Consider the following 20,738-nt stretch of genomic DNA (forward strand, 5'->3'; position numbering starts at 1 on the left):
AGTGGTCTCCGCTCTAGGAGAGCGGACCGCCGAAGATGTCGATCGAGCCCTCTTTGAGGGACACGATGGCACGCTTGGTGCCCTTGCGCTGGCCCCAGCCGAACTTGGTGCGCTTGCGCTTGCCAACCCGGTTGATGGTGTTGATGGAGTCGACCTTCACGGAGAAGATCTTCTCGACCGCCAGTTTGATTTCTTCCTTGTTCGAGCGGGGGTCGACCAGGAAGGTGTACTTGCCTTCGTCGATCAGGCCGTAGCTCTTCTCCGAGACGACGGGTGCAATGACGACGTCGCGCGGATCCTTTGCGATGGTGCCGCTCACTTGGCATCCTCCTCGGTGATGACAGCAGGCGTACCGACGAACTGGTCGTAGGCGGCCTTGGTGAAGATCACGTCGTCGGACACCAGCACGTCGTACGTGTTGAGCTGGTCTACATAGAGGACGTGTACCTCGGGGACGTTGCGCACCGACAGTGCTGCGACGTCGTTGGCACGCTCGATCACGACGAGCAGGCGGGGCCGCTCGGAGATCGCACGCAGGGTCTCGATGGCACCCTTGGTCGACGGCTTGCCGCCGGGAACGAGGGACTCGAGGACGTGGATACGGCCGTTGCGTGCCCGGTCCGAGAGCGCTCCGCGCAGGGCGGCGGCGATCATCTTCTTGGGGGTGCGCTGGCTGTAGTCGCGGGGGGTGGGTCCGTGGACGACACCGCCGCCGGTCATGTGGGGGGCGCGGATCGAACCCTGGCGGGCACGACCGGTTCCCTTCTGCTTGAACGGCTTGCGGCCTGCGCCACTGACCTCGGCGCGGGTCTTCGTCTTGTGCGTACCCTGGCGGGCGGCGGCAAGCTGAGCCACGACGACCTGGTGCAGCAGCGGCACGTTGGTCTGTGCGTCGAAGATCTCCGCGGGGAGATCGACGTTTACGGTGTTGGCAGCCATTTGGCTATGCTCCCTTCACGGCGGTGCGTACGAGGACGACCTGGCCGCGGGCGCCGGGGACGGCACCCTTGATCAGCAGCAGCGACTTCTCGGCGTCGACGGCGTGGACCCGGAGGTTCAGCGTGGTCTGACGAACGGCGCCCATGCGGCCTGCCATTTTCATTCCACGGAAGACGCGGCTGGGGGTGGATGCTCCACCGATGGAACCGGGCTTGCGGTGGTTCTTGTGTGCACCGTGTGAGGCTCCAACACCGTGGAACCCGTGGCGCTTCATGACACCGGCGAAGCCCTTGCCCTTGGTGGTGCCGATGACGTCGACGGTCTGGCCGGCCTCGAACATCTCGACGGAGAGTTCCTGGCCGAGCGAGTAGGTGTCGGCGTCGGACGTCCGCAGTTCGACCACGTGACGGCGGGGCGTGACGCCTGCCTTGTCGAAGTGGCCGGCGAGCGGCTTGGTGACCTTGCGGGGATCGATCTGGCCGAAGCCGATCTGGACAGCGGTGTAGCCGTCCTTGTCCTCGCTGAGGAGCTGCGTGATGACGTTCGAGTCCGCCTGGACGACGGTCACGGGGATGAGGATGTTGTTCTCGTCCCAGACCTGGGTCATGCCGAGCTTGATGCCCAGCAGGCCCTTGACCTGGCGCGTAAGTGAAGTAGACATAGGTATCCGCTCTCCCTTACAGCTTGATTTCGATGTTCACGTCCGCAGGCAGGTCGAGACGCATCAGCGAATCGACGGCCTTGGGCGTGGGATCAATGATGTCGATCAGACGCTTGTGAGTACGCATTTCGAAGTGCTCACGGCTGTCCTTGTACTTGTGCGGGGACCGGATGACAACGAAAACGTTCTTCTCCGTGGGCAGGGGCACGGGGCCCACTACCGTTGCGCCTGCGCGCGTCACCGTCTCAACGATCTTCCGTGCTGAAACATCGATGACCTCGTGGTCATATGACTTCAGCCGGATGCGGATTTTTTGTCCCGCCATGGCGTCTCGACTCTCTCTCTACATAACTGCCTGGGCAGTTCCGGTACGTACGTACATTTCCTGCGTCCGTTGTACGACGCTTCCTGAGCAGACTGAATCCGGACAGATCCGGGTTCCTCACCCTGCCAGGGCTCCGACCCCCGCGCTCGGGCGTGTCGCACTTCCTGACACGCACGGTCCGCTGATTTCGGACGAGCCGAACGGGGTGGACTATATTTGGGCCCTGCGCCTCGGCGGACTCGATCCCTGCATCAGGCATTATCCTGACCGGGAAGAAGTCTCGAACCGCGCGCGCCGGCGCTTGAACAACTTATCCAGTGTGGCAGATTACCGCGATGATTGCGAACCGGGGCCCAGCGGGGTAGGGGTGATCTGCGCTACTGGGACGCCCCTCCCCCACCCCGGCGACGAGAAGGCCCCCGCCGTGGATACGGCGGGGGCCTTCCTGTCGCCTACCGGTCAGAGCCCGGTGGCTGGGTGATACCGAATTACTTCAGGATCTTGGTGACACGTCCCGAACCGACGGTGCGGCCGCCTTCGCGGATCGCGAAGCCGAGGCCCTCTTCCATGGCGATGGGCTGGATGAGCTCGACGGTCATCTCAGTGTTGTCGCCGGGCATGACCATCTCGGTGCCCTCGGGGAGGGTGATGACGCCGGTCACGTCCGTGGTGCGGAAGTAGAACTGCGGGCGGTAGTTCGAGTAGAACGGGTTGTGACGCCCACCCTCGTCCTTGGCCAGGATGTAGACGTTGGCCTCGAAGTCGGTGTGAGGGGTGATGGAACCCGGCTTCACGATGACCTGTCCGCGCTCTACGTCCTCGCGCTTGATGCCGCGGAGGAGCAGGCCACAGTTCTCGCCGGCCCAGGCCTCGTCGAGCTGCTTGTGGAACATCTCGATACCGGTGACCGTGGTCTTCTGGACCGGACGGATACCGACGATCTCGACCTCGGAGTTGATCGCGAGGGTTCCGCGCTCGGCGCGGCCGGTGACGACGGTTCCACGACCGGTGATCGTGAAGACGTCCTCGACGGGCATGAGGAAGGGCTTGTCCTTGTCGCGCACGGGGTCCGGCACGTTGTTGTCGACAGCTTCCATCAGTTCCTCGACGGACTTGACCCACTCGGGGTCGCCTTCGAGGGCCTTCAGGCCGGAGACGCGGACGACAGGAGCGTCGTCACCGTCGAAGCCCTGCGAGCTGAGCAGCTCGCGAACTTCCATCTCCACGAGGTCGAGGAGCTCTTCGTCGTCGACCATGTCGGACTTGTTCAGGGCGACCAGCAGGTAGGGGACACCGACCTGGCGGGCGAGCAGCACGTGCTCGCGGGTCTGGGCCATGGGACCGTCGGTGGCGGCGACAACGAGGATGGCACCATCCATCTGGGCCGCACCGGTGATCATGTTCTTGATGTAGTCGGCGTGACCGGGGGCGTCTACGTGTGCGTAGTGGCGCTTCTCGGTCTGGTACTCGACGTGCGAGATGTTGATCGTGATGCCGCGCTGCTTCTCCTCGGGAGCCGAGTCGATCGACGCGAAGTCACGCTGCTCGTTGAGGGTGGGGTACTTGTCGTACAGCACCTTGGAAATGGCAGCCGTCAACGTGGTCTTTCCATGGTCGACGTGACCGATGGTGCCGATGTTAACGTGCGGCTTAGTCCGCTCGAACTTTGCCTTCGCCACGGGTTCCTCCTAGAACGTTTGAGAAGATCTGCTTCCCAGCCGCGCTTTTCGCAGCTGAAACTCATGCAAGTCTACTGGGGGCTTTTGGTTTTGATGAAATTGCTCTGCACTGCCGGTCCGACTGGTCCTGCAGCTGGGGAGGAGGGCCGGCCTGCCCTGGGACAGGCCGGCCCTCGCTCCCCGTGGTCCCGTTTCCGGGAGGGGTACTACTCGCCGCGCGTCTTCTGGATGATCTCGTCGGCCACTGCCTTCGGGACCTCCGAGTAGCTGTCGAACTGCATCGAGTACACGGCACGACCCTGGGTCTTCGACCGCAGGTCACCGATGTAGCCGAACATGCCCGAGAGGGGCACGTGGGCGCGGATGACCTTGACGCCGCTTGCATCCTCCATGGACTGCATCTGGCCACGGCGGGAGTTCAGGTCACCGATGACTTCACCCATGTATTCCTCAGGGGTGCGGACCTCGACGTCCATGAGCGGCTCGAGCAGTACGGGCTGAGCCATCCGGGCGGCTTCCTTGAACGCCATGCGACCGGCGATCTTGAAGGCCATCTCGGAGGAGTCGACGTCGTGGTACGCGCCGTCGAGCAGCGTCGCCTTGATGCCGACCACGGGGTAGCCGGCGAGGACGCCGTCGTTGAGCGCGTCCTGGATGCCTGCATCGACACTCGGGATGTACTCGCGGGGCACGCGTCCACCGGTGACCTTGTTGTCGAACGAGTAGAGCTCGCCCTCGGCGGTGTCCAGCGGTTCGATCGCGATCTGGATCTTCGCGAACTGGCCCGAACCACCGGTCTGCTTCTTGTGCGTGTAGTCGTGCTTGGCGACGGCGCGCTTGATGGTCTCGCGGTAGGCCACCTGGGGCTTGCCGACGTTCGCCTCGACCTTGAACTCGCGGCGCATACGGTCCACCAGGATGTCCAGGTGGAGCTCGCCCATGCCGGCGATGATCGTCTGTCCGGTGTCCTCGTTGAGGGACACCTGGAAGGTGGGATCCTCGGCCGAGAGCTTCTGGATGGCGGTGGAGAGCTTCTCCTGGTCACCCTTGGTCTTCGGCTCGATGGCCACCGAGATCACGGGCTCCGGGAAGCTCATGGACTCGAGGACGATCTGGTTCGCCGAGTCGGACAGGGTGTCACCGGTGGTGGTGTCCTTCAGGCCGATCGCGGCATAGATGTGGCCGGCAAGGGCTTCCTCGACGGGAATCTCCTTGTTGGCGTGCATCTGGAAGAGCTTGCCGATGCGCTCCTTCTTGGTCTTCGTGGAGTTCGTCACCTGCGTGCCGGCCGAGATCTGGCCGGAGTACACGCGGATGAAGGTCAGCTGCCCGAAGAAGGGGTGCGTGGCGACCTTGAACGCGAGGGCGGAGAAGGGCTCCTCCGTGCTGGGCTTGCGCGTCAGCTCGACCTCTTCGTTCCGGGGATCGTGGCCGATCATCGGGGGGACGTCGAGGGGCGAGGGCAGGTAGTCGATGACGGCGTCGAGCATCGGCTGCACACCGCGGTTCTTGAACGCGGAGCCGCAGAGGATCGGGTAGAGCTCTGAGTTGATCGTCATCTTGCGGATGCCGGCCTTCAGCTCCTCGATGGTGATCTCCTCACCCTCGAGGTACTTGTTCATGAGCTCGTCGGACGACTCGGCGACGGTCTCGACGAGCGTCGCGCGGTACTCCTCGGCCTTCGCCTGGAGGTCCGCCGGGATCTCCAGGATCTCGTACTTCGCACCCATGGTCACGTCACCCTTGGCATCGCCGGGCCACACGAGGGCACGCATGTAGAGCAGGTCGACGACGCCGATGAAGTCGTTCTCGGCACCGATGGGGAGCTGCAGCACGAGGGGCTTGGCGCCCAGGCGGCTGATGATGGTGTCGACGGTGAAGTAGAAGTCCGCGCCCAGCTTGTCCATCTTGTTGACGAAGCAGATGCGGGGGACCTCGTACTTGTCGGCCTGACGCCAGACGGTCTCCGACTGGGGCTCGACGCCCTCCTTGCCGTCGAACACGGCGACGGCGCCGTCGAGGACGCGCAGTGAGCGCTCGACCTCGACGGTGAAGTCGACGTGCCCGGGGGTGTCGATGATGTTGATCTGGTTGTTCTCCCAGAAGCAGGTGACGGCGGCGGACGTGATCGTGATGCCGCGCTCCTTCTCCTGTTCCATCCAGTCGGTGGTGGAGGCGCCGTCGTGCGTCTCGCCGATCTTGTGGTTGACACCCGTGTAGAACAGGATGCGCTCGGTAGTAGTGGTCTTGCCGGCATCGATGTGGGCCATGATGCCGATGTTGCGGACCTTGTTGAGGTCGGTAAGCACGTCCTGTGCCACGGTGTCTCCCTTATGACGAGAATGGAGTTCTGCTGGACCGCCGGCCGGGCCGGCCCTGGTGGGGTGGCGGTCCGGCCGGCAGATCTGCTACCAGCGGTAGTGTGCGAAGGCCTTGTTCGACTCGGCCATCTTGTGCGTGTCCTCGCGGCGCTTGACTGCGGCACCGAGACCGTTGGAAGCGTCGAGGATCTCGTTCTGGAGGCGCTCCGTCATCGTCTTCTCGCGACGTGCCTTGGAGTAGCCGACGAGCCAGCGAAGGGCCAGGGCGGTCGAACGACCGGGCTTGACCTCGACGGGGACCTGGTAGGTGGCTCCGCCGACACGGCGTGAGCGGACCTCGAGGGTCGGCTTCACGTTGTCCATGGCCTTCTTGAGCGCTGCGACGGGGTCGCCGCCGGACTTGGCGCGAGCACCTTCGAGGGCACCGTAGACGATGCGCTCTGCGGTGGACTTCTTGCCGTCGACGAGCACCTTGTTGATCAGCTGCGTGACCAGGGGTGAGCCGTAGACGGGATCTACAACGAGCGGCCGCTTCGGGGCCGGGCCCTTACGTGGCATATTACTTCTTCTCCATCTTTGCGCCGTAGCGGCTGCGAGCCTGCTTGCGGTTCTTCACGCCCTGGGTATCCAGTGCGCCACGGACGATCTTGTAGCGGACACCGGGGAGGTCCTTCACACGACCGCCGCGCACGAGCACGATGGAGTGTTCCTGAAGGTTGTGACCTACGCCGGGGATGTAGGCGGTGACTTCGATGCCACCGTTGAGGCGCACGCGGGCGACCTTGCGGAGAGCCGAGTTCGGCTTCTTGGGGGTGGTCGTGTAGACGCGGGTGCAGACGCCGCGCTTCATGGGGCTGCCCTTCAGTGCGGGCGCCTTGGTCTTGGAGACCTTAGGTGTCCGGCCCTTACGGACCAGCTGGTTGATCGTAGGCACTTTCGTGTTCTCCGTAATGTCTGAAGTGTTCTCTGTCGCCCGAATCCGCGGTCGCGGCGCCTTTGCAGGGCCGCTCCGTCCGGGGATCGGGATCATCAGTCGTTTGGCGCTTCGCCTACCAACGAACTGCCGCAGAACGACTGTAGGCGTGCGAAAATGTGGCATTCGCTGTACAACTTACGTACAACACGGAGATACGTTTTGCAACGCCGATCCACTGCCACACAAACAATTGCCTTCAAGTCTACCAGAGATCGGCGGAGGGCGCTCCCGCCGGCCGCTCCCCCGCATGGTGGGGACCCCACGAGGGGACGGGAAAGGCCCCGGACCAGGAGGTCCGGGGCCTTTCCGCCGACAGTCGGGATCAGCGGAAGTCGCTGTTGCCCATGTCGTAGTCGTCCAGCGGGATGGCGTGGAACTCGGGGCTCAGGCCGCCCTCGACACCGGCGTAGTCGAAGTCGCTGAACGCGCTCGGACCGGTGAACAGGTTCGCCTTGGCTTCCTCGGTGGGCTCGACCGTGACCTTCGTGTAGCGGTCCAGACCGGTACCGGCCGGGATGAGCTTGCCGATGATCACGTTCTCCTTGAGGCCGAGCAGCGGATCGCTCTTGCCTTCCATGGCGGCCTGCGTGAGGACACGCGTGGTCTCCTGGAAGGAAGCGGCCGACAGCCACGACTCGGTGGCGAGCGACGCCTTGGTGATACCCATGAGCTCGGGCCGGCCCGAGGCCGGCTTCTTGCCCTCGGACACCACGCGGCGGTTCTCGTCCTCGAAGCGGCGACGCTCGGCGAGCTCACCGGGGAGCAGGTCCGACTCGCCGGACTCGATCACGGTGACGCGACGCAGCATCTGGCGGACGATGACCTCCACGTGCTTGTCGTGGATGCCCACACCCTGGCTGCGGTACACGCGCTGCACCTCGTCGACGAGGAACTCCTGGGCCTTGCGGGGGCCGAGGATGCGCAGGATCTGCTTCGGGTCGACCGCGCCGAAGACGAGCTGCTGCCCGACCTCGACGTGCTCGCCGTCGGCGACCAGCAGGCGCGCACGGCGCAGGACCGGGTACGCGATCTCCTCGGAGCCGTCGTCGGGGGTGACCACCAGGCGAAGCTGCTTCTCGGCATCCTCGATGGTGACGCGCCCTGCTACCTCGGAGATCGGAGCGACACCCTTGGGTGTACGCGCCTCGAAGAGCTCCTGGATACGGGGCAGACCCTGGGTGATGTCCTCCGCGGAGGCCACACCGCCGGTGTGGAAGGTACGCATGGTGAGCTGCGTGCCGGGCTCACCGATCGACTGCGCGGCGATGATGCCGACGGCCTCTCCGATGTCCACGGTCTTGCCGGTCGCGAGCGACCGGCCGTAGCAGAGCGCACACGTTCCGACACTGGACTCGCAGGTGAGCACGGAGCGCACCTTGATGTCCGAGATACCGGCCTCGAACAGTTCACCGATGAGCACGTCTCCGACGTCGGAGCCCGCGGCAGCGAGCACCTCGCCCTTGGAGTCGACGACATCGGTGGCCAGCGTACGGGCGTATGCCGAGTTCTCGACCTCCTCGTGCAGCACCAGCTCGCCGTCGGCGTTCGGTACGGCGATCGTGACCTTCAGGCCGCGCTCGGTGCCGCAGTCGTCCTCGCGGACGATGACGTCCTGCGAGACGTCGACCAGGCGCCGGGTCAGGTAACCCGAGTTGGCCGTACGCAGGGCGGTGTCGGCGAGGCCCTTACGGGCACCGTGCGTCGCGATGAAGTACTCCAGGACCGACAGGCCCTCGCGGTACGAGGACTTGATCGGACGAGGGATGATCTCACCCTTGGGGTTGGCCACGAGGCCACGGATACCGGCGATCTGGCGGACCTGCAGCCAGTTACCACGGGCACCGGAGGACACCATGCGGTTGATGGTGTTGTCCTTCGGCATCGCGGCGCGCATGGACGCGGCGACCTCGTTGGTCGCCTTGTTCCAGATGTCGATGAGCTCCTGGCGGCGCTCCTCGTCGGCGATGAGGCCCTTGTCGAACTGCGACTGGACCTTGGCGGCCTGCGTCTCGTAGCCCTCCATGATGCCGGCCTTGTTGATCGGCGCGGAGATGTCCGAGATGGCGACGGTGACGCCCGAGCGGGTGGCCCAGTAGAAACCGGCGTCCTTCAGGTTGTCCAGCGTGGCCGCCGTGACAACCTTCGGGTAGCGCTCCGCGAGGTCGTTGACGATCGTCGAGAGCTGGCCCTTGTCGGCGACCTTCTCCACCCAGGGGTAGTCCTCGGGGAGGGTGTCGTTGAACAGGACCTGTCCGAGGGAGGTCTCGATCAGCGCAGGGGTACCGGGCTCCCAGCCCTCGGGCGCAGCGATGTCGGCGCTGGGTACGAAGTTGGGGACGCGGATCCGGACGACCGAGTTCAGGTGCAGCTCACCGGAGTCGTGGGCCATGATGGCCTCGGACGGGCTGGTGAAGACGCGGCCTTCGCCGGCACTCCCCTCACGCTTGGTGGTGAGGTGGTGCAGACCGATGATCATGTCCTGCGAGGGCAGGGTGACCGGACGGCCGTCGGACGGCTTCAGGATGTTGTTCGAGGAGAGCATCAGGATGCGCGCCTCGGCCTGGGCCTCGGGGCTCAGCGGCAGGTGGACCGCCATCTGGTCGCCGTCGAAGTCCGCGTTGAACGCACCACAGACCAGCGGGTGCAGCTGGAGGGCCTTGCCTTCGACCAGCTGCGGCTCGAACGCCTGGATGCCGAGCCGGTGCAGGGTGGGTGCACGGTTCAGCAGCACGGGGTGCTCGGTGATGATCTCTTCGAGGACGTCCCACACCTGGGGGCGGTAACGCTCGACCATGCGCTTGGCGCTCTTGATGTTCTGCGCGTGGTTGAGGTCCACCAGGCGCTTCATCACGAACGGCTTGAAGAGCTCCAGGGCCATCTGCTTGGGCAGACCGCACTGGTGCAGCTTCAGCTGCGGGCCGACGACGATGACCGAACGGCCCGAGTAGTCGACGCGCTTGCCGAGGAGGTTCTGGCGGAAACGACCCTGCTTGCCCTTGAGCATGTCCGAGAGGGACTTCAGGGGACGGTTGCCCGGTCCGGTGACGGGACGGCCACGGCGGCCGTTGTCGAACAGGGAGTCGACCGCTTCCTGCAGCATGCGCTTCTCGTTGTTCACGATGATCTCGGGAGCACCGAGGTCGAGCAGTCGCTTCAGGCGGTTGTTGCGGTTGATGACGCGGCGGTACAGGTCATTGAGGTCGGACGTCGCGAAACGGCCGCCGTCGAGCTGGACCATGGGGCGCAGTTCCGGCGGGATCACCGGCACGGCGTCGAGGACCATGCCCAGCGGGCTGTTGGTCGTCGTCAGGAACGCGTTGACCACCTTAAGGCGCTTCAGGGCACGCGTCTTGCGCTGGCCCTTGCCGTTCTGGATGATGTCGCGCAGCAGCTCGGCCTCGGCCGGCATGTCGAAGTTCTCGAGGCGCTTCTTGATCGCCTCGGCGCCCATGGAGCCCTCGAAGTACAGTCCGTAGCGGTCGCGCAGCTCGCGGTAGAGTCCTTCGTCGCCCTCGAGGTCTGCGACCTTGAGGCTCTTGAAGCGGTCCCACACCTGGACGAGGCGCTCGATGTCGGCGTCGGCACGCTTGCGGACGTTCGCCATCTGGCGGTCGGCCGAGTCGCGGGCCTTCTTCTTGTCGGCAGCCTTGGCGCCTTCACCCTCGAGACGGGCGAGCTCGTCCTCGAGGTCCTTGGCGATCGCGGCGATGTCGGCGTCGCGCTGGTCCGTCATCTGCTTCTTCTCGAGGTCGTGCTCGGCCTGGAGGTTCGGCAGTTCGGCGTGGCGGTTCTCCTCGTCGACCGAGGTGATCATGTAGGCGGCGAAGTAGATGACCTTCTCGAGGTCCTTCGGTGCCAGGTCGAGGAGGTAACCCAGGCGCGAGGGAACGCCCTTGAAGTACCAGATGTGCGTCACGGGAGCGGCGAGCTCGATGTGGCCCATGCGCTCGCGGCGCACCTTGGCACGGGTGACCTCGACGCCGCAGCGCTCGCAGATGATGCCCTTGAAGCGCACGCGCTTGTACTTGCCGCAGTAGCACTCCCAGTCACGGGAAGGGCCGAAGATCTTCTCGCAGAAGAGGCCGTCCTTCTCGGGCTTGAGGGTGCGGTAGTTGATGGTTTCCGGCTTCTTGACCTCGCCGTAAGACCAGCCGCGGATTTCGTCCGCGGTGGCAAGGCCGATTCGCATGAGGCCGAAGGAGGATTCGCTGGACATAGGGTCCCTGTTCTCTCTTTGTTCTCTAAATTCTTGAAGTCTTATGGGTGCGGCGGGGGTCCAGGCCCTGCGCCGGACCGGTGTTCGAGGAAGCGGCCTTCAATATTTCAAGGCCGTCCGCGGCCGCCGGAAATTTCGTTGGCCGCGTTCGAACACCGGTTCGACGGGGTGAAACCTAGACTTCCTCGACAGAACTCGGCTCGGCCCGTGAGAGGTCGATGCCCAGTTCCTCCGCGGCCCGGAAGACTTCTTCATCCGAGTCACGCATCTCGATCGTGGTGCCGTCGGTGGAGAGGACTTCCACGTTCAGGCAGAGCGACTGCATTTCCTTGATGAGGACCTTGAAGGACTCGGGAACGCCCGGCTCGGGGATGTTCTCGCCCTTGACGATGGCCTCGTACACCTTGACGCGTCCGTGGATGTCGTCCGACTTGATGGTCAGGAGTTCCTGCAGCGTGTAGGCCGCACCGTAGGCCTCGAGGGCCCACACTTCCATCTCACCGAAGCGCTGTCCGCCGAACTGCGCCTTACCACCCAGCGGCTGCTGCGTGATCATCGAGTACGGGCCGGTGGAGCGCGCGTGGATCTTGTCGTCCACCAGGTGGTGGAGCTTCAGGATGTACATGTAGCCGACGGAGATCGGATCCGGGAACGGTTCGCCGGAGCGACCGTCGAACAGGCGCGCCTTGCCGGACTCGCCGATGAGGCGCTCTCCGTCGCGGGTGACGTTCGTGGAACCGAGCAGGCCGACGATCTCGTCCTCGGTGGCGCCGTCGAACACGGGGGTCGCGACGGTGGTCGAGGAGATCTCCCGGGGGAGGTTCGGGAGGTTCTTGAGCCACTCGGGCTCGCCCTCGATCTTCCAGCCCTGCTTGGCTGCCCAGCCGAGGTGGATCTCGAGCACCTGGCCGACGTTCATGCGTCCGGGAACACCGAGCGGGTTCAGGACGATGTCGACGGGGGTGCCGTCCTCGAGGAACGGCATGTCCTCGATCGGGAGGATCTTGGAGATGACGCCCTTGTTGCCGTGGCGGCCCGCGAGCTTGTCACCGTCCGTGATCTTGCGCTTCTGTGCCACGTAGACGCGGACCAGCTGGTTGACGCCCGGGGGCAGCTCGTCGTCGTTGTCGCGGTCGAAGATGCGAACACCGATGACCGTGCCGGACTCGCCGTGGGGGACCTTCAGCGAGGTGTCGCGGACTTCGCGGCTCTTCTCGCCGAAGATGGCGCGCAGCAGACGCTCCTCGGGGGTCAGCTCGGTCTCACCCTTGGGGGTGACACGGCCGACGAGGATGTCGCCGGCTTCGACCTCGGCACCGATGTGGATGATGCCGCGCTCGTCGAGCGCGCCGAGGACCTCCTCGGAGACGTTCGGGATGTCGCGGGTGATCTCCTCGGCACCGAGCTTGGTGTCGCGGGCATCGACCTCGTGCTCCTCGATGTGGATCGACGTCAGGACATCGTCGGAGACGATGCGCTGCGACAGGATGATCGCGTCCTCGAAGTTGTGACCCTCCCAGGACATGAACGCCACGAGCATGTTCTTGCCGAGCGCGAGCTCGCCCTGGTCCGTGGAGGGACCGTCGGCAATGATCGTGTTGTACTCGACGCGGTCGCCCTCGGAGACCAGGACGCGCTGGTTGTACGCGTTGCCCTGGTTCGAGCGGGCGAACTTCATGATCGGGTAGTTCGTCTCCGTGCCGTCGTCGTTGAGGACGCCGACCAGGTCGGCGGACACCTCCTTGACCACGCCCGCCTTCGTCGCGGTGACGGCGTCACCGGCGTCGACGGCTGCGTTCTTCTCCATGCCGGTGCCCACGAGGGGACGCTCGGAACGGAGCAGGGGCACGGCCTGGCGCTGCATGTTCGCACCCATGAGGGCGCGGTTGGCGTCGTCGTGCTCCAGGAACGGGATCATCGCGGTCGCGACGGACACCATCTGGCGCGGGGAGACGTCCATGTACTCGACCTCGGCGGGCTCGACGAGCACGGGCTCACCGGAACCACCACGCGTCCGCACGAGGACCATGTCCTCGGTGAACGTGCTGTTCGCGTCGAGGGGCGCGTTCGCCTGGGCGATGAGGCGCTCCACCTCGTCGTCGGCGGTCAGGTAGTCGATCTGGTCGGTGACGATGCCGTCGACGACCTTGCGGTACGGGGTCTCGATGAAGCCGAACGCGTTGATGCGGCCGTACGAGGCGAGCGAACCGATGAGGCCGATGTTCGGGCCTTCAGGGGTCTCGATGGGGCACATGCGGCCGTAGTGCGAGGGGTGGACGTCTCGGACTTCCATGCCTGCGCGGTCACGGGACAGGCCACCCGGGCCCAGCGCGGACAGGCGACGCTTGTGCGTCAGGCCGGCGAGCGGGTTGTTCTGGTCCATGAACTGCGACAGCTGGGAGGTTCCGAAGAACTCCTTGATCGCGGCGACGACGGGGCGGATGTTGATCAGGGTCTGCGGCGTGATGGCCTCGACGTCCTGGGTAGTCATCCGCTCGCGGACGACGCGCTCCATGCGGGACAGGCCGGTGCGGACCTGGTTCTCGATGAGCTCGCCCACGGCGCGGATGCGGCGGTTGCCGAAGTGGTCGATGTCGTCGACCTCGACGCGGAGCTCCACGTCCTCGCCGTCGCGCTTGCCGCCGAGGGTCTTGTCACCGGCGTGCAGGGCGACCAGGAACTTGATCATCGCGACGATGTCGTCGATGTTGAGCACCGAGGCGTCGGAATCGGTGAGGTCCTTGTCGATCCCGAGCTTGCGGTTGATCTTGTACCGGCCGACCTTTGCCAGGTCGTAGCGCTTCGGGTTGAAGTACAGGTTGTCCAGGAGGGTCTGGGCAGCCTCGACCGTGGGGGGCTCGCCCGGACGGAGCTTGCGGTAGATGTCGAGGAGGGCGTCCTCGCGGGTCTCCGTCGCGTCCTTCTCCATGGTGGCGCGGATCGAGTCGTACTGGCCGAACTCCTCGAGGATCTGGCCCTCGGTCCAGCCGAGCGCCTTGAGGAGCACGGTGACGGACTGCTTGCGCTTGCGGTCGAGCCGGACGCCGACCTGGTCGCGCTTGTCGATCTCGAGCTCGAACCAGGCACCGCGCGACGGGATGATCTTCGCGCTGAAGATATCCTTGTCGCTGGTCTTGTCGGCGGTGCGCTCGAAGTAGGCACCCGGCGAACGGACGAGCTGCGACACGACGACGCGCTCGGTGCCGTTGATGACGAAGGTGCCCTTGTCGGTCATGAGGGGGAAGTCACCCATGAACACGGTCTGCTGCTTGATCTCGCCCGTGTTGTTGTTCATGAACTCGGCCTTGACGTACAGCGGGGCGGAGTAGGTCGCGTCGCGATCCTTGCACTCGGCCATCGTGTACTTGGGGTCGGCGAACTCCGGCTCGGAGAAGCTCAGGGACATGGTGCCCTGGAAGTCCTCGATCGGGGAGATCTCTTCGAAGATGTCGGCCAGCCCGGAGGTGGTGGCCAGACCCTGCAGTCCCTTTTCCAGCGCTTCCTCAACGCGGGCCTTCCAGCGCTCGTTGCCGACGAGCCAGTCGAAGCTGTCCGTCTGGAGGGCGAGAAGATTGGGAACTTCAAGCGGTTCGTGAATCTTTGCGAATGAGAGCCGGGGTGCGGCGCCGTCGGCGTCGACCTGGCTGGTAGCGGTTGCATTATTAGAGGTGCTCGGGGCGACCAAGAGGGATCCTTCCACAGACCGTCAGGCTTGTCAGCGCTTTCGCCTCAGCACCGCCACCGCAGTATGCTGCGGGGATCTCAGTGCTCACCAGAGTCCGCCCGCGTGAACCCCACCATGTGGCCAGGTTAAACGACGAGAGCAGAGCAAAGCCCACCGCTATATGAAGGCTGAGGTTTAGAGGGAAGACGCAAAGAACTACGTTACGGCACGCGCAGCAAAAAGTCCAATACCCCTCTCCCCCTTCGTGCGTCAAGCCCGCCACGCCTGGTGGGGAGGAAGACCGGCCGGTACCATCCGGCGGCAGGAGCCGTTCCTAGCCGGCGGCAGGCTCCGGCAGCGGGCCCGTACTGGTGTCACCCCGCAGCCGCTTGACGATGAGCTCCGCGCTGATGAGGCACATGGGGATCCCGATGCCGGGGACGGTCGAGCTCCCCGCGTAGAACAGGTTCCCCACCCTGGCGCTGCGGTTCGAGCCGCGGAAGAACGCGCTCTGCTTCAGGATGTGCGCCGGCCCGAGGGAGGTACCGCGCCACGCGTTGAGGTCGTCGGCGAAGTCCTGGGGGCCGTAGCTGCGACGGACCACGATGCGCTCGGCGAGGTCCGGGATGCCGGCCCACTCGGCGATCTGCCCGATGACGGTGTCCGCGAGCTCCTCGACCCGCGCGTCTCCCCCGCGCTCCACGCCGCCCCTGCCGATCGTGACATCGGCCGGGATGGGCACGAGCACGAAGACGTTCTCGTGTCCCTCGGGGGCCACGGATCCGTCGGTCGCGCTGGGGCGGCAGACGTAGAGCGACGCCGGCGAGGGCACCGAGGTCTCCTTGCCGAAGATGCGTCCGAAGTTGTCGCGCCAGTCCGTGGTGAACAGCAGCGTGTGGTGTTCGAGCTGCGGCAGCCCGCCCCGCACGCCCAGGTACAGCAGCAGGGCGCTGGGCCCGGGAACGCGCTTGTCCCAGTACGTCTCCGGGTAGGTCTGCAGGTCCGCCGGCAGCAGCGTGGTCTCGGTGTGGTGAAGGTCCGCGGCGGACACGACGATGTCCGCGCCGATCGACGTCGTCGTACCGTCCGCGCGGTAGGTGACTCCGCGGACCGTCGCCGTCCGCCGGTCGATCGGGGACCGCCCGGGTGTGCGGGCCTCGGTGTCGATCGACACGACGTCGGCGCCCGTGCGGATCTCGACGCCGGCGGACGTCGCGACGCGGCGCATGGCATCGATGAGCGTGGCGAACCCGCCCATCGGGTAGAGCACCCCGTCGTCGAGGTCGAGGTGGCTCATGAGGTGGTACATGCTCGGCGCGTCGAAGGGTGAGCTGCCGAGGAAGACCGCGGGATAGCCGAGGATCTGCTGGATGCGTGGGTCCTTGAAGCGCTTCTCCACGAAGGACTGCAGGGGCTGCAGGAGCAGCGAACCGATCCTCGGGAGCCTGCGCAGGACGTCCGGCCGGAGGAACGGGAGGAAGGACTGGAAGGTCGAGTAGAGGAAGCGCCGCTTGGCGATCTCGTACGCGTCCTCGGCGGAGTCGAGGTATTTCGACAGCTGCTCGCCGGCGCCGGCCTCCAGGGACTCGAAGAGCTTCGTCACGGCCTCGCGCTCGGCCGGGACGTCGACCGCTCCCCCGGCCTCGAAGACCACACGGTAGCCGGGATCGAGCTTCACGAGCTCAAGCTGCTCGGCGGCGCTCGTGCCCATCAGTTTGAAGAAGTGGTCGATCACCTCCGGCATCAGGTACCAGGAGGGGCCCGTGTCGAAGCGGAAGCCGTCCTGCTCCCACGAGCCCGCGCGGCCACCGACCTGCCCGCGCTTCTCGAGCAGGGTGACGTTGTGGCCCTCCCGTGCCAGCAGGGCCGACGTCGCCAGACCGCCGATCCCGCCGCCGATCACGACGACGTCCCTGGCGCCCACGCGTGTACCGCTGTCCTGAGGTGTCATGCCGTCCTCTCCTGCGCGGCAGGTTCCGGTACCGCGCGACCGGTGAAAGCTCGGGCAAAAATGCGGACCTTGACCGGGTTCGGGACCCGGATCCGCGCCCGGAGGAGGTCCTCCGCGGGGGTGCGGCGCAGCCTGGCCGCGAGCTCGGTGAACAGGCCCTGCGCCAGCGCCACGGCCCGTCGGGGGGTGGGGGGCAGCCCGGGGAGCGCTGCAGCCGAGATGCGCAGGTCCTCGTCGATGTCGTCGAGGAGCCTGATCTTGTCGGCCTCCGAGAAGCTGCCGGGGCGGATCCCCGGGAAGTAGCTGCGCCCGAGGGTCGAGAAGTCCTCGGCGAGGTCCCTCAGGAAGTTGATCTTCTGGAATGCGGCGCCGAGGTGCCTGGCCCCGTCGACGAGCACGGCGTCCTCCGCCGCCGTCACCGGGCGGTCGACGAGGAAGGCCCGCAGGCACATCAGCCCGACCACCTCGGCGGACCCGTAGACATACAGCGCGAAGGATTCCGGGGTGTGCTCGCGCTGGGTGAGGTCGGCCCGCATCGAGGCGAAGAAGGGCCTGGTGAGGTCCACCCCGATGCCTGTCGCGCGGGCGGTGATGGCGAAGGCGTGCACCACGAGGTTGGCGCTGTAGCCGGTGCCCATCGCGTTCTCGGTCTCGCGTTCCAGACCGTCGAGGAGGTTCTCGACGTCGGCCGCCGCCAGCCCGGCGCCCGCGGCGGCTCCGTCGACGATCTCATCGGCGACCCGGACGAGCGCGTACACCGCCTCGATGGCGCTGCGGGTCGGCCGGTCCAGGATGCGCGAGGCCATCCCGAAAGAGGTCGAGTAGCAGCGGATCACCTCGGCGGAGGTCTTCAGCGCGGCCGCGTCGTAGCGTGCGAGGGAGTCGTCGATGCCCACTCAGTGCACCCGGTCCACGACGGCCGTCACCACGGGGTGGAGGGCGGAGCGCAGGGTCGCGGGCACGGCGTCGGACTCGAGGTGGGCGCGGGCCCGGGCGGCGTACTGAGCGGCGAGGTCCACGGAGTAGTCCCGCGCCCCGCTGTCCACGAGGACGCGCCGCACGTGGTCGGCGTCCGATGCGGACATCCCCGAGTCCCCGACGAGCGACGAGATGCTCTCCCACTCGGGACGGGCCGCGACATAGGACATCAGGGCGGTCCGCTTGCCCTCGCGCAGGTCGCCCCAGTTCGTCTTCCCGGTGCGCGTCTCGTTGCCGAACACACCGAGCAGGTCGTCCGCGATCTGGTAGGCGATCCCGGCGTCGCGCCCGAAGTCGCCGAGGCGGCCGATGACCTCCTCGTCCGCGCCCGCCAGCACGGCGCCGGCCTGCAGCGGCCCCTCGAAGGAGTAGACGGAGGTCTTCAGTCGCGCCATCTGCACGATGTCCTCGAGCGGCGGCATCGCGCTGGTCAGGGAGGTCTCGATGTCGAGGAACTCCCCCGCCGCGGATGCGAAGACCGCTTCGTCGAGGATCTCGCCGAGGCGGCGCCTGGTCGCAGCCGGCGCGTCGGCCCGCTCGAGCAGGCGGTACGCGTTGGACAGCGCGAGGTCACCGGCGATGACCCCCGCGGAGAAGCCGATGTGGCGCGCGCCGTCGGGCGACAGTCCCGCGTCCTCCGCGATGGCCCGGTACCGGCCGGAGACGTTGGGGATGCCGCGGCGGATGAAGTCGCGGTCGATCACGTCGTCGTGCACGATCAGCGCGGTGTGCAGCATCTCGAAGGCCGCGCCGACCTCGGCCGCGTTGTCGAGGTCGGTGCCTCCGAGCATCTGGTAGGCGGACATCACCAGCCTGGGCCGGAAGCGCTTCCCCCCTGCCGTGCACCGCTCGAGGGTTTCCCACAGGGCGTGGTACCCGGGTCCGATCTTCGCGGCGCGGACCTTGGACTCGTCGAAGAACCGGGCGAGGGCGCCCTCCACCTGCTCGAGCCCGGCGGGCGCGACCAGCAGAGTGTCCATGTCCATAGGTAAAGTAAACAACGGATAGTGCGCCGCTGACGAAACACAGGGCGTAGGCTGCCCGGCCGGTCGGCCGGGGGCAGCGGACTCCGCCCAGTGCGCGGACGATCAGCGGAGGAGACCCACGATGGCCAGCGAGACGGGCATCATGCAGCAATCGGCGGCGGACGGCACGGGCCACGAGGTGGTGGTGCTGCTCGCCGAGGACGGCACCGCGCTCGGCACGCACGACAAGGCGACCGTCCACACACCCGACACCCCGCTCCACCTCGCCTTCTCCACGCACGTGTTCGACGACGCCGGGCGCATCCTCGTGACGCGCCGTGCCCTGTCGAAGAAGGCCTGGCCCGGGGTCTGGACCAATTCCTTCTGCGGGCACCCCGCCCCGGGGGAGACCTTCGAGGCAGCCGTCCACCGGCGTGCGGCCCAGGAGCTCGGCTTCGCCGTGAGGGACATCAGGCCCGCGCTCCCCGACTTCAGGTATCGCGCCGTCGATGCGTCCGGCATCGTCGAGAACGAGATCTGCCCCGTCTACACGGCGATCGCGGACAGCGCCGTGGATCCGCTGCCCGACGAGGTCATGGACTACCAGTGGGCCGACGCCGCCGGACTCGTGCGGGCCGTCACCGCGACGCCGTGGGCGTTCAGCCCCTGGCTCACCCTCCAGCTCCCCCTGCTCTACCCGCAGGGCGCCGAGGGCCCCGGCCCCCGCGACCTCCCCTGACGACGCCGGCTCCGGGGTCCGCAGCTCGGAGCCATAGTCTTGTAGCGGCACCATTTCAACGACGAAAGAGAGTATCGCCATGGCGACACCCACGCCATCCCCCGACGACGTCGTTCTCGTCGGCGGCGCCCGCACACCCCTCGGACGCCTCAACGGACAACTCGCCTCCTTCACCGCCGTCGAGCTCGGCGCGCTCGCCATCGCCGGCGCACTGGACCGGGCCGGTGTCGAACCCGCCGCCGTGGACGCCGTCATCCTGGGTCACGTGGTCCAGGCCGGCTGCGGCCAGAACCCGGCCCGGCAGTCCGCGGTGAAGGCGGGCATCCCCTGGAACGTCCCGGCCGTCACCCTCAACAAGGTCTGCCTCTCGGGGCTCACGGCCGTGATCGACGCGGCCCGCCTGATCCGCAGCGGTGAGGCGCGTGTCGTGGTGGCCGGGGGCCAGGAGTCGATGACGCGTGGACCCCACCTGCTGCCCGGCTCCCGCCAGGGCTGGAACTACGGCTCCATCTCCGCCCTGGACTCGGTGGCCCACGACGGACTGACCGATGCCTTCGACCACGACTCGATGGGTGCCTCGACGGAACGCGGCAACGTACGCCTCGAGATCGACCGCACGGCCCAGGATGCGGTGGCCGCGGCCTCGCACCAGCGCGCGGCGGCCGCTACCGACAGCGGTGTCCTCGCCGAGGAGATCGTCCCCGTCACCGTCCGGCAGCGGAAGGGCGACGACATCGTCCTCACCACGGACGAGGGCATCCGGCCCGCGACGACCGTCGAGTCGCTTGCGAAGCTCCGGCCGGCGTTCAACCCGGACGGGGCGATCACGGCCGGCAACTCGTCGCCCCTGTCCGACGGCGCGGCGGCCCTCGTGGTCACCAGGCGCGCCTATGCCGAGGAGAAGGGCCTGGGAGTCCTCGCCGTCGTCGGACGTCCGGGCCAGGTCGCGGGCCCGGACAACACCCTGCACTCCCAGCCGTCCGAGGCCATCAAGCAGGCGCTCGACCGGGCCGGGTGGACGGCGTCGGACCTCGACTTCATCGAGATCAACGAGGCCTTCGGGTCCGTGGCCGTCCAGTCCCTCAGGGACCTCGACTACCCGCTGGAGCAGTGCAACATCCACGGCGGAGCCATCGCCCTGGGTCACCCGATCGGCGCTTCGGGGACGCGCCTGGCGCTGCATGCAGCCATGGAGCTCGCCCGGCGCGGGTCGGGGAGATCCGCCGTGAGCCTCTGTGGCGGCGGCGGTCAGGGAGAGGCCCTGCTCCTCTGGCGTTGAGGGTCCGGTCGGGCCATCCGGGTGCAGACACGAAAAAGCCCCGCT

The 20,738-nt window shown here is 66.6% G+C and carries 15 protein-coding genes; 2 read left to right on the forward strand and 13 right to left on the reverse strand.

Annotation, left to right across the window (positions count from 1 at the left end; genetic code table 11):
• Nucleotides 1–13: 13 nt before the first annotated feature.
• The 13 genes from rplW to ACX80U_RS01615 form a co-directional block, all read right to left on the reverse strand.
• A complete protein-coding gene (gene rplW, locus ACX80U_RS01555; protein WP_026531955.1) occupies nt 14–319 on the reverse strand; it encodes a 50S ribosomal protein L23 in 306 nt (101 codons plus the stop codon).
• Nucleotides 316–939, reverse strand: coding sequence for a 50S ribosomal protein L4 (rplD, locus tag ACX80U_RS01560; protein ID WP_133082409.1), 624 nt, complete (start codon nt 937–939; stop codon nt 316–318). Before rplD ends, rplW begins: the two co-directional genes overlap by 4 nt.
• Before the next feature lie 4 nt (nt 940–943).
• Nucleotides 944–1,600, reverse strand: a complete 657-nt coding sequence (gene rplC, locus ACX80U_RS01565) for a 50S ribosomal protein L3 (protein WP_133082408.1) — start codon at nt 1,598–1,600, stop codon at nt 944–946.
• Nucleotides 1,601–1,616: 16 nt separating this feature from the next.
• Nucleotides 1,617–1,925, reverse strand: a complete 309-nt coding sequence (rpsJ, locus tag ACX80U_RS01570) for a 30S ribosomal protein S10 (RefSeq protein ID WP_026531952.1) — start codon at nt 1,923–1,925, stop codon at nt 1,617–1,619.
• 488 nt (nt 1,926–2,413) lie between these two features.
• Nucleotides 2,414–3,604 (reverse strand): elongation factor Tu, encoded by a 1,191-nt coding sequence (gene tuf / locus ACX80U_RS01575; protein ID WP_104118804.1) that lies wholly within the window; start codon nt 3,602–3,604, stop codon nt 2,414–2,416.
• 206 nt (nt 3,605–3,810) lie between these two features.
• Complete coding sequence (fusA, locus tag ACX80U_RS01580; protein ID WP_459267176.1) at nt 3,811–5,925, reverse strand: elongation factor G; 2,115 nt, start codon at nt 5,923–5,925, stop codon at nt 3,811–3,813.
• A gap of 87 nt (nt 5,926–6,012) precedes the next feature.
• Nucleotides 6,013–6,483: a 30S ribosomal protein S7 gene (gene rpsG / locus ACX80U_RS01585; RefSeq protein WP_043440595.1), complete on the reverse strand. Its 471-nt coding sequence runs from the start codon at nt 6,481–6,483 to the stop codon at nt 6,013–6,015.
• Nucleotide 6,484: 1 nt separating this feature from the next.
• Entirely contained in the window at nt 6,485–6,859 is a 375-nt protein-coding gene (gene rpsL, locus ACX80U_RS01590; RefSeq protein WP_043440593.1) for a 30S ribosomal protein S12, read from the reverse strand.
• A gap of 364 nt (nt 6,860–7,223) precedes the next feature.
• Nucleotides 7,224–11,117, reverse strand: a complete 3,894-nt coding sequence (locus ACX80U_RS01595; RefSeq protein WP_133082406.1) for a DNA-directed RNA polymerase subunit beta' — start codon at nt 11,115–11,117, stop codon at nt 7,224–7,226.
• 175 nt (nt 11,118–11,292) lie between these two features.
• The gene (gene rpoB, locus ACX80U_RS01600) at nt 11,293–14,802 is read right to left on the reverse strand and encodes a DNA-directed RNA polymerase subunit beta (protein ID WP_133082405.1); all 3,510 of its coding nucleotides are present in this window, start codon (nt 14,800–14,802) and stop codon (nt 11,293–11,295) included.
• Nucleotides 14,803–15,115: 313 nt separating this feature from the next.
• Nucleotides 15,116–16,732 (reverse strand): phytoene desaturase family protein, encoded by a 1,617-nt coding sequence (gene crtI, locus ACX80U_RS01605; protein ID WP_459267177.1) that lies wholly within the window; start codon nt 16,730–16,732, stop codon nt 15,116–15,118.
• Nucleotides 16,729–17,628, reverse strand: coding sequence for a phytoene/squalene synthase family protein (locus tag ACX80U_RS01610; RefSeq protein ID WP_244185837.1), 900 nt, complete (start codon nt 17,626–17,628; stop codon nt 16,729–16,731). Before ACX80U_RS01610 ends, crtI begins: the two co-directional genes overlap by 4 nt.
• A complete protein-coding gene (locus ACX80U_RS01615; RefSeq protein ID WP_133082403.1) occupies nt 17,629–18,696 on the reverse strand; it encodes a polyprenyl synthetase family protein in 1,068 nt (355 codons plus the stop codon). It lies immediately after the preceding gene.
• 121 nt (nt 18,697–18,817) lie between these two features.
• Between ACX80U_RS01615 and idi the strand changes: the two genes are divergently transcribed.
• Together idi and ACX80U_RS01625 are read left to right on the forward strand one after the other, a co-directional pair.
• The gene (idi, locus tag ACX80U_RS01620; RefSeq protein ID WP_459267178.1) at nt 18,818–19,414 is read left to right on the forward strand and encodes an isopentenyl-diphosphate Delta-isomerase; all 597 of its coding nucleotides are present in this window, start codon (nt 18,818–18,820) and stop codon (nt 19,412–19,414) included.
• A 79-nt stretch (nt 19,415–19,493) separates the two neighbouring features.
• Nucleotides 19,494–20,693, forward strand: a complete 1,200-nt coding sequence (locus ACX80U_RS01625; protein WP_459267179.1) for an acetyl-CoA C-acetyltransferase — start codon at nt 19,494–19,496, stop codon at nt 20,691–20,693.
• Nucleotides 20,694–20,738 lie beyond the last annotated feature (45 nt).

The sequence above is a fragment of the Arthrobacter sp. TmT3-37 genome (genome assembly GCF_054510835.1).